13 protein-coding genes are annotated in these 14,845 nt (G+C 57.2%); all 13 read right to left on the bottom strand.

Annotation, left to right across the window (positions count from 1 at the left end):
* The 13 genes from MJO47_RS10565 to prfB all read right to left on the bottom strand — a co-directional run bounded on the left by MJO47_RS10565 (position 1) and on the right by prfB (position 14,774).
* Positions 1-1,293, bottom strand: a complete 1,293-nt coding sequence (locus MJO47_RS10565; protein ID WP_253961091.1) for a 3-deoxy-D-manno-octulosonic acid transferase — start codon at positions 1,291-1,293, stop codon at positions 1-3.
* Positions 1,277-1,948 (bottom strand): lysophospholipid acyltransferase family protein, encoded by a 672-nt coding sequence (locus MJO47_RS10560; protein WP_253961090.1) that lies wholly within the window; start codon positions 1,946-1,948, stop codon positions 1,277-1,279. Before MJO47_RS10560 ends, MJO47_RS10565 begins: the two co-directional genes overlap by 17 nt.
* A gap of 2 nt (positions 1,949-1,950) precedes the next feature.
* A complete protein-coding gene (gene msbA / locus MJO47_RS10555) occupies positions 1,951-3,684 on the bottom strand; it encodes a lipid A export permease/ATP-binding protein MsbA (RefSeq protein ID WP_253961089.1) in 1,734 nt (577 codons plus the stop codon).
* Complete coding sequence (gene lpxB, locus MJO47_RS10550) at positions 3,681-4,850, bottom strand: lipid-A-disaccharide synthase (RefSeq protein ID WP_253961088.1); 1,170 nt, start codon at positions 4,848-4,850, stop codon at positions 3,681-3,683. Before lpxB ends, msbA begins: the two co-directional genes overlap by 4 nt.
* Positions 4,851-4,877: 27 nt before the next feature.
* A complete protein-coding gene (gene lpxA, locus MJO47_RS10545; protein ID WP_253961087.1) occupies positions 4,878-5,648 on the bottom strand; it encodes an acyl-ACP--UDP-N-acetylglucosamine O-acyltransferase in 771 nt (256 codons plus the stop codon).
* Positions 5,649-5,655: 7 nt separating this feature from the next.
* Positions 5,656-6,108 carry a 3-hydroxyacyl-ACP dehydratase FabZ gene (gene fabZ, locus MJO47_RS10540; protein WP_371926694.1) on the bottom strand — a complete coding sequence of 151 codons (453 nt, stop codon included), beginning with the start codon at positions 6,106-6,108 and terminating at the stop codon, positions 5,656-5,658.
* On the bottom strand, positions 6,105-7,145 hold the full coding sequence (gene lpxD / locus MJO47_RS10535; protein WP_253961085.1) for a UDP-3-O-(3-hydroxymyristoyl)glucosamine N-acyltransferase: 1,041 nt from the start codon (positions 7,143-7,145) through the stop codon (positions 6,105-6,107). The genes fabZ and lpxD overlap by 4 nt, the downstream gene beginning before the upstream one ends.
* A gap of 2 nt (positions 7,146-7,147) precedes the next feature.
* The gene (locus tag MJO47_RS10530) at positions 7,148-7,675 is read right to left on the bottom strand and encodes an OmpH family outer membrane protein (protein WP_253961084.1); all 528 of its coding nucleotides are present in this window, start codon (positions 7,673-7,675) and stop codon (positions 7,148-7,150) included.
* 25 nt (positions 7,676-7,700) lie between these two features.
* Positions 7,701-9,944 carry an outer membrane protein assembly factor BamA gene (gene bamA / locus MJO47_RS10525; RefSeq protein WP_253961083.1) on the bottom strand — a complete coding sequence of 748 codons (2,244 nt, stop codon included), beginning with the start codon at positions 9,942-9,944 and terminating at the stop codon, positions 7,701-7,703.
* A gap of 77 nt (positions 9,945-10,021) precedes the next feature.
* Complete coding sequence (locus tag MJO47_RS10520; protein ID WP_253961082.1) at positions 10,022-10,711, bottom strand: ABC transporter ATP-binding protein; 690 nt, start codon at positions 10,709-10,711, stop codon at positions 10,022-10,024.
* Positions 10,704-11,957 carry a lipoprotein-releasing ABC transporter permease subunit gene (locus MJO47_RS10515; protein ID WP_253961081.1) on the bottom strand — a complete coding sequence of 418 codons (1,254 nt, stop codon included), beginning with the start codon at positions 11,955-11,957 and terminating at the stop codon, positions 10,704-10,706. Before MJO47_RS10515 ends, MJO47_RS10520 begins: the two co-directional genes overlap by 8 nt.
* An 87-nt stretch (positions 11,958-12,044) precedes the next feature.
* Positions 12,045-13,529 carry a lysine--tRNA ligase gene (gene lysS, locus MJO47_RS10510; protein WP_253961080.1) on the bottom strand — a complete coding sequence of 495 codons (1,485 nt, stop codon included), beginning with the start codon at positions 13,527-13,529 and terminating at the stop codon, positions 12,045-12,047.
* A 149-nt stretch (positions 13,530-13,678) separates the two neighbouring features.
* Positions 13,679-14,774 (bottom strand): peptide chain release factor 2 gene (prfB, locus tag MJO47_RS10505; RefSeq protein WP_253961079.1). Its coding sequence is split into 2 segments (ribosomal slippage): positions 13,679-14,704 and positions 14,706-14,774, totalling 1,095 coding nucleotides; the frame shifts between segments, so codons are not numbered across the junction.
* Between the last annotated feature and the right edge of the window lie 71 nt (positions 14,775-14,845).

The following is a 14,845-nucleotide window of genomic DNA, read 5'->3' as shown; positions in this document are numbered from 1 at the left end:
TTAAGATTCCAGGAAGGATTTCATCACGTCGAGGGTCTTGCGCGTAGCGCCGGCATTGCTGGCCAGCACGCTGTTGCCATTATTCCCCAGGACGCGGCGGGCGCGGCTGTCCTTCAGAAGGTTGCGGATCTGAAGAACCAGGTCCTGCCGGTCCGCCACCTGGACGCCGCCTTTGGCGGAAAGCAGCAGACGGGAGATTTCCTTGAAATTGTGCATGTAGGGTCCAAAGAGCACAGGTTTTTTCAGCAGAGCAGGTTCCAGAATATTGTGACCACCAACAGGTACCAAGCTGCCGCCCACAAAAACCAAGTCGGCCGTCGCATAAAGATCGAGCATTTCTCCCATCGTATCGACCAGCAGGACTTCACCGGGCTGCACCCATCGCGTATCTTTCTGCAGGGAACTTCGCAGAACATAGGGGATCTTTTCGCTGGCCAGCAATTCTCCCACGACCTTGCACCGCTCTACGTGTCGTGGCACCAGCACCAGAACAACAGCAATCCCCTCAGTGACCAGTTGCCGATAGGCTTCGACAAGAATCTCGTGTTCGCCTGAACGGGTGCTGCCGGCCACCCAGATCATCGTCTCTTCAGGTAGCCGAAATTTTTCCTTGAGTGAGATGATGCGGGCTGGTTCGGGTGCCACAACCTGCATATCGAATTTGAGATTACCGGGGACGCCAACACGCTCGGAAGGCGCACCAAGATAGCGGATACGCTGCGCGTCGGTCTCGCTCTGCATGCAGAAAGAGGAAAAGTTCTGGAGAACGGGCCGCAGCAACGGTCGAATGAATTGATAGCGAGGGAAGGAACGGTCAGAGATACGGCCGTTGACAAGAACAATGGGGATGCCCGCTTTTTTGGCCTGGTGAATGAAGTTGGGCCAGATTTCCGTCTCGACGATGACGAGCAGGTCAAGAGGAAGTTTCCGGAATATGCGGCGGGCAATCCAGGAAAGGTCGTAAGGGAAAAAGACGCACAGATCAGCGAGGCCGGAATCCCTGGCGATGGCCTGGCCGGTGAAGGTCATGGTGGACAGAATCAGAGAAGACTGGGGATAGGCCTCCTTGACCTGGCGCAGCAGTGGCATGGCCGCCCGCACTTCCCCCACGGAGACGGCATGGACCCAGATGAGCGGCTTCCCCTGCAGATCGGCCAGACGCTCGCGGGAGTAGAAGCCGATACGCTCCCCCAGTCCACGCCAGCTGTTGCCGTGTCTTATCCCCTTGAGCAGCGCATAGGGAAGCAGCACCACGCTGGCCAGCAGCAGTATGATGTCATACAGCAGATACACCACAGCTCTCCAAGTAGGCACGGGCTTTTTTGTCATTTTCTTCCATGGCGGCCTGCAGTCGCTGTCCGAAGACTTCGATCGATTCATCACCCTCGTAAATCAGAGGTTCGCCAAATGAGTAGACGCCGCGGCCAAAAGGGTAAGGCAGCAGAAAACGGTCCCAGGAGCGAAAACGATGCCCCCGACTGGCGGCAAAGGCCATGGGGACGACGGGGCGACCGCTCAGGCGGGCCAACTGGACGACCCCTTCTTTTACCTCATGGCGCGGGCCACGCGGACCATCGGGGGTAATGACCAGATCAAAGGGCTCCCTGGCCAGGCTCAGCAGATGCCGAAAGGCCGCCCGCCCCCCGCGGGAGGAGGAACCTCGCACAGCATCCTGGCCGAAATAGGCCATAGTACGGGCGATCAGTTCCCCATCTTTGGAGGCGCTGATGAGGATCTTGGCCCCCGGTCCATGGTAGCCACAAGCCATAAGCAGCAGTTGGTCGTGCCAGAAGGAGAGGATAACCTGCTCCCCTCGATCCCAGAAACCCTGGGGATGCTCCGCGCCTACCATATCGATGCGAAGGGACCAATACAGAAAGCGGATCAGCCCGGCGCCCGCAAAAGGCACCACGGCCAGCAATAATTTGTCGAGAACGCGCTTGAACATGCTCAGGCCTGAAACTGCATATCGTAAAGTTTTTTATACAATCCGCCATGGGCCAGCAACTCTTCATGGCGACCGACTTCGCAGACACGACCTTGCTCCAGCACCACGATTTTATCGGCATGCAGGATGGTTGAAAGTCGGTGAGCCACAACAAAGGTTGTGCGGTTTTGCATCAGGTTGGCCAGGGCCTGCTGTACCATGGCTTCGCTTTCCGTATCCAGGGCGCTGGTCGCTTCGTCAAGAATGAGAATGGGCGCATTCTTGAGAATGGCGCGGGCGATACAGATGCGTTGCCGCTGGCCGCCGGAAAGACGCAGGCCGCGGTCGCCGATCTCTGTTTCAAACCCTTCGGGCAATGTCTGGATAAACTGATCGGCATAGGCCTGCCGAGCCGCCTCGGCCACTTCCTGGTCAGACGCCTCGGGGCGCCCGTAACGAATGTTGTTCGCCAGGGAATCGTTGAACAAGAAGGTTTCCTGATCCACCATGGCGATATGGGCCTTCAGGCTGTCCAGGGTCAGGTCTCGAATGTCCTGACCGTCAATCAGCACGGCACCGGACTGGGGGTCGTAGAAGCGATTCAGCAGGGAAACAATGGTCGACTTGCCGGCGCCGCTGGGCCCCACCAGGGCCACGACTTCCCCCTGCCGGGCGGTCAGGCTGACATCTTGCAGGATCGGTTCATCGCCATAAGAAAAGGATATATGATCAAAGCGCACCTCTCCCCGGACATTGGTCAGAGTCTTGGCACCGGGACGGTCGACGATCTCATGGGGTGTCTCCAGCAGTTCAAAAACCCGCTCTGCCGCGCCGATGGCCTGCTGTATCCGGTTGTACATTTTAGACAGCCGTTTGGCGGGGGTGTACATGAACATGATAGCCCCAATGACGGAAAAGAGTTCCCCCTGGGTCATGGCCCCGGACATGACCCGGTGCAGACCGAACCAGAGCACCGCCGCCACGCCGAAAGAAGACATGATTTCCATCATGGGTGAGGAAGCCGCGTCATATTTGATGACTTTACGGAGGAAGCGGTAATAGAAGAGGTTGCGATCCCGAAAACGGCCGACTTCCCTCTCTTCGGTGCCGAAAGCCTTGATGACCTTGATGCCGGAGAAGGTCTGTTCCAGCACCTGGGTCAGGGTACCCATGGCACTTTGACCACTGCGGGTGTACTGCTTGATTTTTTTGCCAATGGCCGAGGCGGGCCAGGCCGCCAGGGGGAGTACAACAAAAGCCATCAGGGTGAGTTGCCAGTCGCCGTAGAAGGCGACCAGGGTCAGGGCAACCAGAGTGAGCCCCTCGCGCAGAAGGCCAACCAGCACTTCGGCGACAGCGGCCTGCATTACCGTCACATCGTTGAGAATGCGCGACATCAACGTCCCTGAGGAGGTTTTGGAGTAGTAGCGCATGCCCAGGTTGAGGGAGTGGCCGAACAGATCGTTGCGCAGATCCTGCATGACCAGCTGACCGGCTGTCTTGATGTAGTATTCCTGCACAAAACGGGAAACGCCTTTGATGGTGGCCAATCCGAGTACAAAAAAAGGCACCAGTTTGACCAGAGAGACATCTCCTGCCACGACGAGGCGATCGATAAAGGGCTGAATCAGCTTGGCGGCGGCCGCATCCGATCCAGCCACCCCGAGGGAGGCCACCATGGAGAGGATGATTCGCCATCGGCAGGTGCGGGTATAGCCGAGCAGCCGCAGATAGACCTGGGTTCCCTTGCTCTTCATGACCGCACCTTTCCCTGGCTCATTTCCGACGCCATCTTCGCCACCCGGATCGAACAACCGGGAGCGCCCATCTTTTCTTTGACCGCGACCAAACCGCGCTGGATCTGCTGGTTATAGCCGCTGTCGTCCAGAATGCGCAGAAGCTCGGCAGCAATATTCTCGGGCTTCGCCTCCTCCTGCAGGAGTTCCCTGACGACCTCCTCGCCAGCCACGATATTGACCAGGCTGACATAGGGAACCTTGACCAGCAGCCTGGCAATGGCAAAGCTCACCGGCGACATACGGTAGACCACCACCATAGGGGTTCCGGCCAGAGCGGTCTGCAGAGTCACTGTCCCGGATACGCAGGCCACGGCGTCACAGGCGTGGGCCAAATCGTAAATACTCTCATTCTCGACCAGGGTCACCGGCAGGTCTTCTTCGGCCAGCAGCTCGTCAAACAGCGCCCGGGGAAGTGATGACGCTACCGGCAGCAGAAATCTGGCCGAGGGCTTGTCTTGGAGAATGAGGCGCGCGCTCTGCACCAGCGTCTGGAAATTGTACCGGATTTCGCTGCGGCGGCTGCCGGGGAAAAGGCCGATTACGGGGGCAGCGGTCTCGATGCCGTAGCGGTTACGGAAAAGTTCCCGGCTCTCCAGATCCTGCACTTCGTCCATCAAGGGATTGCCCACGTACACGGCTTCCAGGTCAAGCCCCTGAAAATAAGCTTCTTCAAAGGGGAAAATGAGAGCCAGCCTGTCAACAAAACGGGCGATGGTCTTCACCCTCTCCTTTTTCCAGGCCCAGACCTTGGGGCTGATGTAGTAAAGAACCGGTATGTCGGCCGCTTTGGCATGCCGGGCCAGTCGAAGATTGAAGCCGGGGTAGTCAATGAGGACAACGAGATCTGGCTTGGACTCTGCATCTATAACGGTACGCAGTTTACGCATGGCTCTGGCGATGACCCGAATATTGGCCAACACCTCAACCGCCCCCATGACCGCTAACTCTTCACTGGGGATCAGGATATCACAGCCGGCTTCGGCCATGCGCTTGCCACCCACCCCAAAAAAAGACAGTCCGGGGTCCACCTTGGCGGCCGCCCTGATGAGGTTGGCGCCATGCAGATCCCCGGATGCTTCGCCGGTTACAATAAGGGCCCTGCGCTTACCGTCCTGACTGCTCAAAATCTCTCCCGACAGTGGCCTGTCCGATCAACGGGCGATGCCGCGCTGGCTGTTCTGAATAAAGTCGATAAAGACCTGCAGCTCCGGCGTTTTGGCAATATCCTGATCAATCTTCGTCAAGGCGTCTTCCATGCGCAAACCGGAACGGAAGATCAGCTTGTAAGCCTGCTTGATGCCGCGAACGGCTTCATCGGAAAAACCGCGGCGCTTGAGACCGATAAGGTTAAGGCCGACGGTCTTGGCCCGATCGCCCTGAGCAATGGTGTAAGGTGGTATATCCTGAGCCACCATGGAGCCGCCACTGACCATGACATGGCAGCCGACCCGGGTGAACTGATGAACGGCGGAAAGTCCACCCAGAATGGCATGGTCATCGACCTGAACGTGCCCGGCCAGGGTCGCGCCGTTGGCCAGAATGACCTGGTTGCCGACAACGCAGTCATGGGCTACATGGGAATAGGCCATGAGCAGACATTGATTTCCCACGACCGTCTCGCCGCCGCCATCCTCGGTACCACGGTGCAGCGTGGCAAATTCGCGGATCGTATTGCCGTCGCCGATACGCAGAGAAGATTTTTCGCCATGGAACTTGAGATCCTGGGGGACAGCTCCCACGGAAGCGAACTGAAAAATCCGGTTGTTTTTACCGATTTCCGTCCATCCTTCGATGACGGTGTGGGGGCCGATAACAGTGCCGGCACCGATGCGGACATATTCGCCGATGACGGCGTAAGGCCCGACCTCAACAGTAGGATCCAGCTGGGCGCCCGGGCTGATAATGGCAGTTGAATGAATCATGACGGTATCAGGCCTCCTGACGGGGGGCAAAAGTGGCCTTCAATTCAGCTTCAGCGACCAGAACATCCTCGACGTAGGCCTTACCGGAAAAGCAGTAAAGCCCGCGCTTGCAATTGATCATCTCCAGTTCAATACGCAACACGTCACCGGGAACGACCGGTTTGCGGAAACGGGCGTTGTCGATGCCGGCGAAGTAGGTCACCTTGTCGTCGCCGATCTTGTTGACCACCATGGCATAAAGACCACCCACTTGAGCCATCGCCTCGATAATGAGCACGCCCGGCATAATAGGATGCCCCGGGAAATGCCCCTGAAAAAAGGGCTCGTTTATGGTGACATTCTTGATGCCGACAGCCTTTTTGCCTTCCTCCAGCTCCACAATGCGATCGACCAGCAAGAACGGGTAGCGATGGGGAAGGAGCTTCATGATTTCCTGAGTTGTGAGAACCATGGTCTCTATTTCTCCTTTAAGAGCTTTTCAAGAGCTTCCACCTGATTTTTAAGTCGGCTCAGCTCACGACGCATTTCGGGCAATTTGGCGAAACTCATGGACGCTTTGAGCCAGTCCTTATGGGGAATGGCCGGCGCCCCTGAAAGCACCTGATTTCCTTCGGTGTGGCTGGTGATCCCTCCGCGCCCGCCAATCATGACATTGTCGCCAATCCGCAGGTGGCCGGCCGTACCGGCCTGTCCGCCGAAAGTACAGTGATTGCCGATAACCGTACTGCCGGCGATACCCACCTGGGCCGCCATCACCGTATCTTCACCGACGGTGACGTTGTGGCCGATCTGCACCATATTGTCGAGTTTGACACCACGGCGGATGCGGGTCTCTCCCATAGCAGCGCGATCAATACAGCTGCAGGCGCCGATTTCCACGTCATCTTCCACGACAACGATGCCGACCTGGGGAATTTTGAAATATCGCGGTCCGTCGGGGGCAAAGCCGAAACCATCGGAACCAATAACGGCGGCAGGCTGCAGGATAACCCGATTGCCCAAACGGCATTCTTCCCGCACAATCGCCCCGGCATGCAGGACACACTCCTCGCCAACCTGAACGCGGTCATAGAGCGTGACGCGGGGATAAAGGATCGTGCCACGACCGACCCTGACTCCTTCACCGATGGTGCAGCCGGGATAAACGGTTACATCCTCCTCAAGGATTGCGGACGGATGAATCCAGGCTCCTTCCATCACCCCTTTGGGCTCCGGCCGAACCACCTTCAGATGGGTCAGGATCTTGGCGAAGGCCAGATAGGGGTTCTTGACCACTAGCAGATTGAGTCCCGGGACCTCGACGCCAGGAGCCACAATGACCGCGGAGGCGCGGGTTCCCTTGGCCTTGGCGGCGTATTTGGGATTGGCGAGAAACGTGATATCGCCCTCACGGGCGGCGTCGATGGGCGCGACCTGGCCGATCCGGATCGATTCATCCCCGAGGACAGAGCCTCCAACCAGATCGGCAAGCTCTCGAAGAGTTGCCGTCGTCGCCATGATTACTTGCCGCCCTGCTTTTTGAACTGGGCGTTGTAGCGCTCAATGACCTTGTCGGTCAGATCCGCCGATTTATCGGCGTAAAGGACCGAGCTTTCCGATTTCTCAAAAACCATGGACATCCCTTCGCTGGCGCCGATCTCCTGCACGATCTTGAGCAGATCTTCGATGATCTGACGGGTGAAGTCGGCGTCCTTCTGCTGCAGTTCTTCCTGGATGTCTTTGGTGAAACGCTGGAACTCCTTGAGTTTCTGCTGATAGTCACGCTCCTTGGCGGAACGAGCATCGGCACTTAAGGCCATGGACTGTTTTTCCAGTTCGTCCTTGAGCTTCTTGATCTCTTCCTGGCGGATCTGGATCGTCCCTTCATAGTTTTTCACCGAGGCGGCAATTTTTTCCTTGGCGGCCTTGCCGGACTCGGAGAGATTCAGGGCTTTCTGCAGATCGACATAGCCGACTTTGACCTCGGCAAAGGCGGGGGCGGCGAGCAGAGCAAAAACCAACAGAAGGGGTACGAGCAATCTTTTCATGTAAAACTCCTTTTAGATAATAGGCTTAGAAAAACCGACCAATGGAAAACTCAAACCGTGAGCGATCCTCATCCTCTTTCGGATCCAGATTGTATCCCCATTCGAGCCGCAAAGGCCCCATAGGGCTGTTCCAGCGAATACCCCAGCCGGCGCTGTAGCGCATGCTGGAGAAATACTCTTCATCCTTGCTCCAGGCGTTGCCGATATCAAAAAAGAGCAGCCCCTTAAAGCCGAGGTCCCGGATGAGGGGAAAGGTGTATTCGGCGTTAAAGAACGCCTCTTTTTCGCCGCCGATAAAGTCACCGTTTTCGTCCTGGGGACCGACTTCCCGCGTCGCGAAACCCCGCAGGGTATTGATGCCGCCCAGAAAGAACTTTTCGTCGATGGGGATCTCTTCGGTGCTGCGCAGCTTGTGGACATAGCCGACCTGGCCGTGGAGCGAGAAGACGGAACCCCATTTCCAGGGGAAGAAGACCCGGTGGTCGGCGATGTATTTACTGAAATATTCCGTTCCCCCCAGGCCGGCAATTTCCCAGGAAATCTCCCCGAGGTGACCGCGGGTCGGATCGGGACGGTAGTCCGTCGTATTGAGGGAAAAGGAGGAAAAGAGGGACGACAGGGTGGAGCGGCCGGCCTGCTCCTGCCAGTAGATGCTGGCAAGGGGGTCGATATCGTATATTTCTTTCTCTTCGTAACGATAGACGAAAAAGAGGCGGGTGTTTTCGGTCAGTGGGATGCCGAGTTTGATATCTCCCCCGGTCGTTTTTTTGGAGAAATCGGTATATTCACGGTCGGTGTTATAAACATCTCCACCCAAAGCAAAATCCGTGTCAAGAAAATAGGGGTCGAGGAGGCCGAACTGATAGGTGGTCGTCGTGCCCCCCAGCGAAGCGGAGAGGTTCATGCGCAGCGCCCGTCCCAAAAAGTTCTCCTGAGAAACAGAGCCCTGGGCGATAAAACCATCTACGGACGAGTAGCCGCCACCGATACTGAAGGTGCCCGTCGGCTTCTCCTTGACCTCCACGTCCACATCGAGATGAGCCTCATCCTTGCCTTTACTGGTAGAGACATTCACCTCTTCGAAAAACCCGAGGTTGTTGACCTTGCTGCGGCTCGACTTGATCAGGCTGGCGTTGTACAGATCGCCTTCAAGCAGATGCATCTGTCGCCGGATGATCTTGTCCCGCGTCCGGGTATTGCCCGTGATGCGGATGCGGTCGATGGTGACCTGAATCCCCTGCTCGATATCATAGAGAATATTGACCAGGCGCTCCTCATGATCAAGTCGGGTGACGGGCGAGACATTCACGTAGGCATAGCCCTGATTGGCGTACAGATCGTTGAGCACCGTCACGTCGCCACGCAGGATTTCGCGACTGAAGATATCACCCTGCTTGAGCTTGAACAGAGAAAAAAGTTCCCCTTTTTCGCGAAGGAGATCCCCCTGCAGGCTGATCTCGCCCACCCGGTACTGTTCGCCCTCCTCGATCTCGATCAGCACGTCCATGTACTCTTTGTCGCCGCTGAAGGTGATCTGGGGCTGCATGACCTTCACCTGGACATAGCCCTTGTTGTAGTACTGATCGGCGATGATTTCCAGGTCGATCTGCAGAACTTCTTCGCGGTAGGTCCCCCGATCGGTCAGCCAGGAAAGCCACCATTTCTCTTTGGTCTGGATGGCTTTCTTGAGCTCCTTGTCGGTAAAGACGGTGTTCCCCTGCAACTGGATTTGACGAACCAGAACTTTCTGCCCTTCGGTAATCTCGAAGTGGACCGTGGCCTCATTGCGCTCACCCGTTTCTACCCGGGGCTCGATGCGCACGCCGTGATAGCCCTCTTCAATGTAGGCATTGCGAATGGCTTCGACGCTTTGCTCCAGAGTTTTGGGATGGAAGATGCTGGCGGAGCGAAAGGTGACCAGGGGACGCAGTTTTTCTTCTTTGAGCTTCTTGTTCCCTGAAAAAACGATGCGCCGAACCAAGGGGCGTTCGACCACCCGGTAGGAAAGAACCTGGCGATCCCCTTCCTGATCCAGTTCCGCGGTAATGTCGGAGAAATGCCCCAGCTTGAAAATGGCCTTGACGTCCCGGTCGATCGTCTCGGCAGCAACGGTGTCACCGGCCCGGGCCGAGAGAACGGCCGTGATCGTCGAGAGCTGCACCCGCTGGTTTCCGCTGACGTTGACCTGGTCAACCTGGTAATCCTCAGCCCAGGCCCCCATCGGCAACAGAAACAACAGGACAAGTCCGATCAGCGCTCTTCTGGTCATCCAGATCACATCCTCACTAAAAGCCTTCGAAAAATAGAGCATTATAGATTAAGTCCAAAAAGGGTGTAAATCAAAAACTATTCCCGTATGCGGCCGTCTTCCATGCAGACCACGCGGTCAAGACGCGAGGCCAGGGGCTCGCTATGGGTGACAATAATCATGGTCAATCCTCTGGTCTGGTGTAGATGATTGAGAAGCCGGTAAATTTCATCACTGGTGCCACTGTCGAGATTACCGGTAGGCTCATCCGCCAGTAGAAGACGGGGGCCCATGACCAGCGCCCGGGCAATGGCCACCCGCTGCTGCTCCCCTCCCGACAGCTGCCCCGGCTTGTGCGTCAGCCGATGAGACAGGCCGACCTCTTCCAGCAGCCCCGCCGCCAGGGTTCTGGCTTCAGCCTTGGATCGACGGGCGATAAGCGCCGGCATCATGACATTTTCCAGGGCGGTGAATTCGGGAAGCAGCTGGTGGAACTGAAAGACGAATCCCGCCGTCTGATTGCGGAACGCATCGAGATCGCCGCCCTTGAGAGAAAAGACGTCGCGCCCTTCAACAGCGACGCGTCCGGCCGTCGGCTGGTCGAGACCGCCGAGAATATGCATGAAAGTGGTCTTGCCCGCTCCCGAGGAACCGACGATAGCCACCCTTTCGCCCCGATGGATCCTCAGGTCGATGCCGCGCAGAACATCCACCCGGCCACTGGCGGTCTGAAACGATTTCTGCAGGCCGTCGACCTGGATCAATACGTTCGAACGCAGATCATTCATAGCGCAGAGCCTCCGCCGGATCCATCCTGGCCGCCCGCCAGGCGGGATAAATAGCGGCCAGCAGCGAAATGGTCATGGCCACCAGGACCACAGCCGTCACATCGGCGGAATGGACCACAGATGGGAATCGGTCCATGCCGTAGACCGACTGATCGAAAATCTTCACCTTAAAGACCTGTTCGCACCATTTGATGATCGGATCGGCGTTTTTGGCCAGAAAGAGCCCCAGCACTGTCCCCAGGGCGGTGCCCACAGTCCCGACGATGAGGCCTTCTAAGACAAAGATCTTCATGATGCTGCGGGAGGTGGCGCCCATGGCTCGCAGGACCGCGATATCCTTATGCTTTTCCATCACCACCATAATCAGGGTGGTGGCGATATTGAAAGCCGCGACCAGCACGATGATTCCCAGCACGATGAAAAGGCCTAGTTTTTCCAGCTTTAGAGCCGAGAGAAAGGAGCCGAACAGCTCCTCCCAGGAACGCACCATGTAGGGATAGGTAAAATCCTGGCGCAGCTCCGAGGCCACCAGGCGGGCGTTATCGAAACTGTCAACCTCAACTTCAATGCCGCTCGCACTTTCCGGCAAATCGAAGAAGGTCTGGGCCTGGCCAAGGGAGACGTAGGCGAAGTAGGTATCCATGAAGCCACCGCGATGCCGGAAAATGCCGACGATCTCAAAGGGCTTCATCTTGGGGATCATGCCGAAGGGCGTGATGGTAAACATGGGCGGGATGACGTTGAGGCGATCACCGACGGCCACCCCCAGGGAAGTGGCGGTGTCGAGGCCAATGACGATACCGGGAATGAGGCGGTCGTCGTGGAAGAGGAGATCTTCCACATCCTGGTCATCGACCGTGAGAAATTTCTGCACGAAAATCTTGTTGCCCGGTTCGATTCCCTTGACATTGACGGCCGCGACGTTGCCGCGGGCCAGCAGCATGGCCTCCTTCGACACGAAGGGCGCCGCGCTGACCACGTGAGGAGAGACCGAAAGAGCTTTTTCGGTGACCTGGCCGTAATCCCGAATCTCCTTACCATGCGACTGGATGAGCACATGGGGAACATTGCCCAGGATCTGCTGGCGGACCCCGTCGTGGAAACCGGTCATAACCGCCAGCACGACAATAAGTGCCGCCACGCCCAGCGTAACCCCGGCGATGGAGATAAAGGAAATTACCGATATGAAGGTCTGTTTGCGCTTCGCCCGCAGATAACGCAGACTGACAAACCATTCGTAGCCCATGAAGAATTCCGTGAGGGGTAAGGAGCAAGGAGCAAGGCGTCCGGGGAAAAGGTTCACACCTCTGCCCGCGCCTTGCTCCTTGCTGGATTACTTGCTTTCCCGCCGCAGTTGGGGGAAGAGGATCACGTCGCGGATCGAGGCGGAATCAGTGAGCAGCATCACCAGGCGGTCAATACCGATCCCTTCACCGGCTGTGGGCGGCAGGCCGTATTCGAGGGCGCGGACATAGTCTTCATCCATGGCATGCGCCTCCTCGTCGCCGGCCTCTTTTTCGGCAAGCTGTTTGGTGAAACGATCCTTCTGATCGACCGGATCGTTGAGCTCGGAGAAGGCGTTGGCCAGCTCCCGGCCAACGATGAACAGTTCGAAACGGTCCACGACCTCCGGGTTTTGCTCGTTTTTCCGGGACAGGGGCGAGACCTCGGTGGGATATTCGGTGATAAACGTCGGGTTCCACAAGTTGGGTTCGACGACCTCGTCGAAAATCTCGGTCAACAGCTTGCCGAAGCCGATCTGATCGTCGAGTTCAAGGCCCAGACTCTTGGCATAGGCCAGGGAACGATCGCGGTCCTCAAGAATGGCCGGATCGATCTTCCCGTACTTGACGATGGACTCCTTCAGGGTCAGACGATCCCAGGGCGCCGTCAGATTCACCTCACGGCCGCCGTAGGTGAAGACCAGGCTGCCGACCACTTCCTGAGCCACATGGCAGATGAGTTTCTCGGTGAAATCCATCAGTTCCCGGTAGGTGGCATAGGCCTGATAGAACTCCATCATGGTGAACTCGGGGTTGTGCTGGATGGAGATTCCCTCGTTGCGGAAATTGCGGTTAATCTCGAAGACGCGCTCAAAACCGCCGACCACCAGTCGCTTAAGGTAGAGCTCGGGAGCGATGCGCAGAAAGAGATCCATCTTGAGGGTGTTGTGGTGGGTGACGAAAGGCTTGGCCGTGGCGCCGCCGGCAATGGGCTGCATCATGGGGGTTTCGACTTCGAGGAAGTCGTGCTGCTCCATGTATTCACGGATAAGGCGGATGATGCGCGTGCGTTTCTGGAAGACCTCCCGGACCTCGGGGTTGACCATGAGGTCGAGGTAGCGCTGGCGATAGCGAGTCTCGAGATCAGTCAGGCCATGCCACTTTTCCGGCAACGGCAGCAGGGATTTGGTCAGGATGCGAATCTGCTCGGCGCGGACGGACAGCTCGCCGGTCTTGGTCCGGAAAGGCTTGCCGGAAAAGCCGACGATATCGCCGATATCGAGGCGCCGAAACTGTTCAAAGGCCTCTTCCCCCACCGTATCGCGGCCGACATAGACCTGCAGGCGGCCTTTGCGATCCTGCACCTGGATAAAAGCAGCCTTGCCGAAATCACGGCGGGCCATGATGCGGCCGGCGAGCGTGTAATGCTGCGGGCAGTCTTTCAACGCCTCGGCATCCTGGCCTTCATGGGCGGCCATCACGTCAGCGGAGGTATGGGCCACCGGAAAATCATTGGCGTAGGGGTTGACCCCCTGCTGACGCAGGTCGTCTATCTTCGTACGCCGCTGAAGCAGCAGATCGTTCAGTTCTTCCATGGATTTCAACACCTTTCATCCCGGCTTGGCGAGGGGGTACGATATACTCAGGGCGCCTTCAAGTCAAGGAGCAAGGGCCCGTCGACCCATTACGCCCAAAGACCACTGAACTCTCCCTAAAAAGTGCGCTACCCTCAGCCTGAGCCGGCTTATTTTTTACTCAAAAGATAGGCTTCGATAAAGTCGTCCAGCTCCCCATCCAGAATCGCGTCGGTATTGCCCACCTCGTAGCCGGTTCGATGATCCTTGACGAGCCGGTAGGGGTGGAGCACATAGGAGCGGATCTGGCTTCCCCAGCCAATTTCCTTCTTTTCGCCGGCGATGACCGAAGCCTCCTCTTCCTTCTTGCTCACCTCCATCTCATAGAGACGGGCCTTGAGCTGCTTGAGGGCGACGGCCCGGTTCTTATGTTGGGAGCGTTCGTTCTGGCAGGCCACCACAATACCGGAAGGAATGTGGGTGATGCGGATGGCCGAATCGGTCTTGTTGACGTGCTGGCCGCCCGCGCCGCTGGCCCGGTAGGTGTCGACCTTCAGGTCTTTTTCGTTGATCTCGATCTCGATATCGTCGGAGAGCTCGGGAAAGACAAAGACCGAACAGAAGGAGGTATGACGACGGGCGTTGGCATCAAAGGGAGAAATGCGCACCAGGCGGTGGATGCCCATTTCGGCCCGCAGGTAACCGTAGGCGTATTCCCCTTCGACATTGAAAGTGGCTCCTTTGACCCCGGCTTCGTCGCCGGGCTGATAATCGGTGATCTCGGTGCGGAACCCTTTGCGCTCGCAGTAACGAAGGTACATGCGCAGCAGCATTTCGGCCCAATCCTGGGCTTCGGTGCCGCCGGCGCCGGCATTGATGCTGACGATGGCGTTGTTGGCGTCATGCTCGCCAGAAAGCATGCGGGCAAATTCCATCTTGGCGACTTTTTGCTGCAGATCGGGGAGTATTCCTTTGATTTCCTGCAGGGTCGCCTCGTCCTCCTCGGCTTCGCCAAGTTCCACCAGTACCTGGAGATCCTCCAGTTCCTGGGCCGCTTCCTCCCAGGCGTCGACCCATTTCTGCAAAGAGTTGCGCTCCTTGAGGCGTTCCTGGGCCTGTTCTCCCCGGTTCCAAAAATCGGGCTGGGCTATTTCCGCTTCCAGCTCGGCAATGCGTTCTTTCTTGGTGTCAACGTCAAAGATACCTCCTCAGCTCTTCGAGCTTGAGCTTGATCTCTTTGAGTCCCTCTTTTTCATCACGAAACATGGTAAACCCCTTTTAAAAATTCAGGAGGGGGATTATAGCCGCTGATAATCATTTCCACAAGGTTTCTTTCC

It is taken from the genome of Desulfuromonas sp. KJ2020, assembly GCF_024197615.1.
In the GTDB taxonomy this organism is placed as follows: domain Bacteria; phylum Desulfobacterota; class Desulfuromonadia; order Desulfuromonadales; family SZUA-540; genus SZUA-540.
Note: the sequence above shows the minus strand (reverse complement) of the source record. Positions and strands in the feature narration are given on the sequence as shown.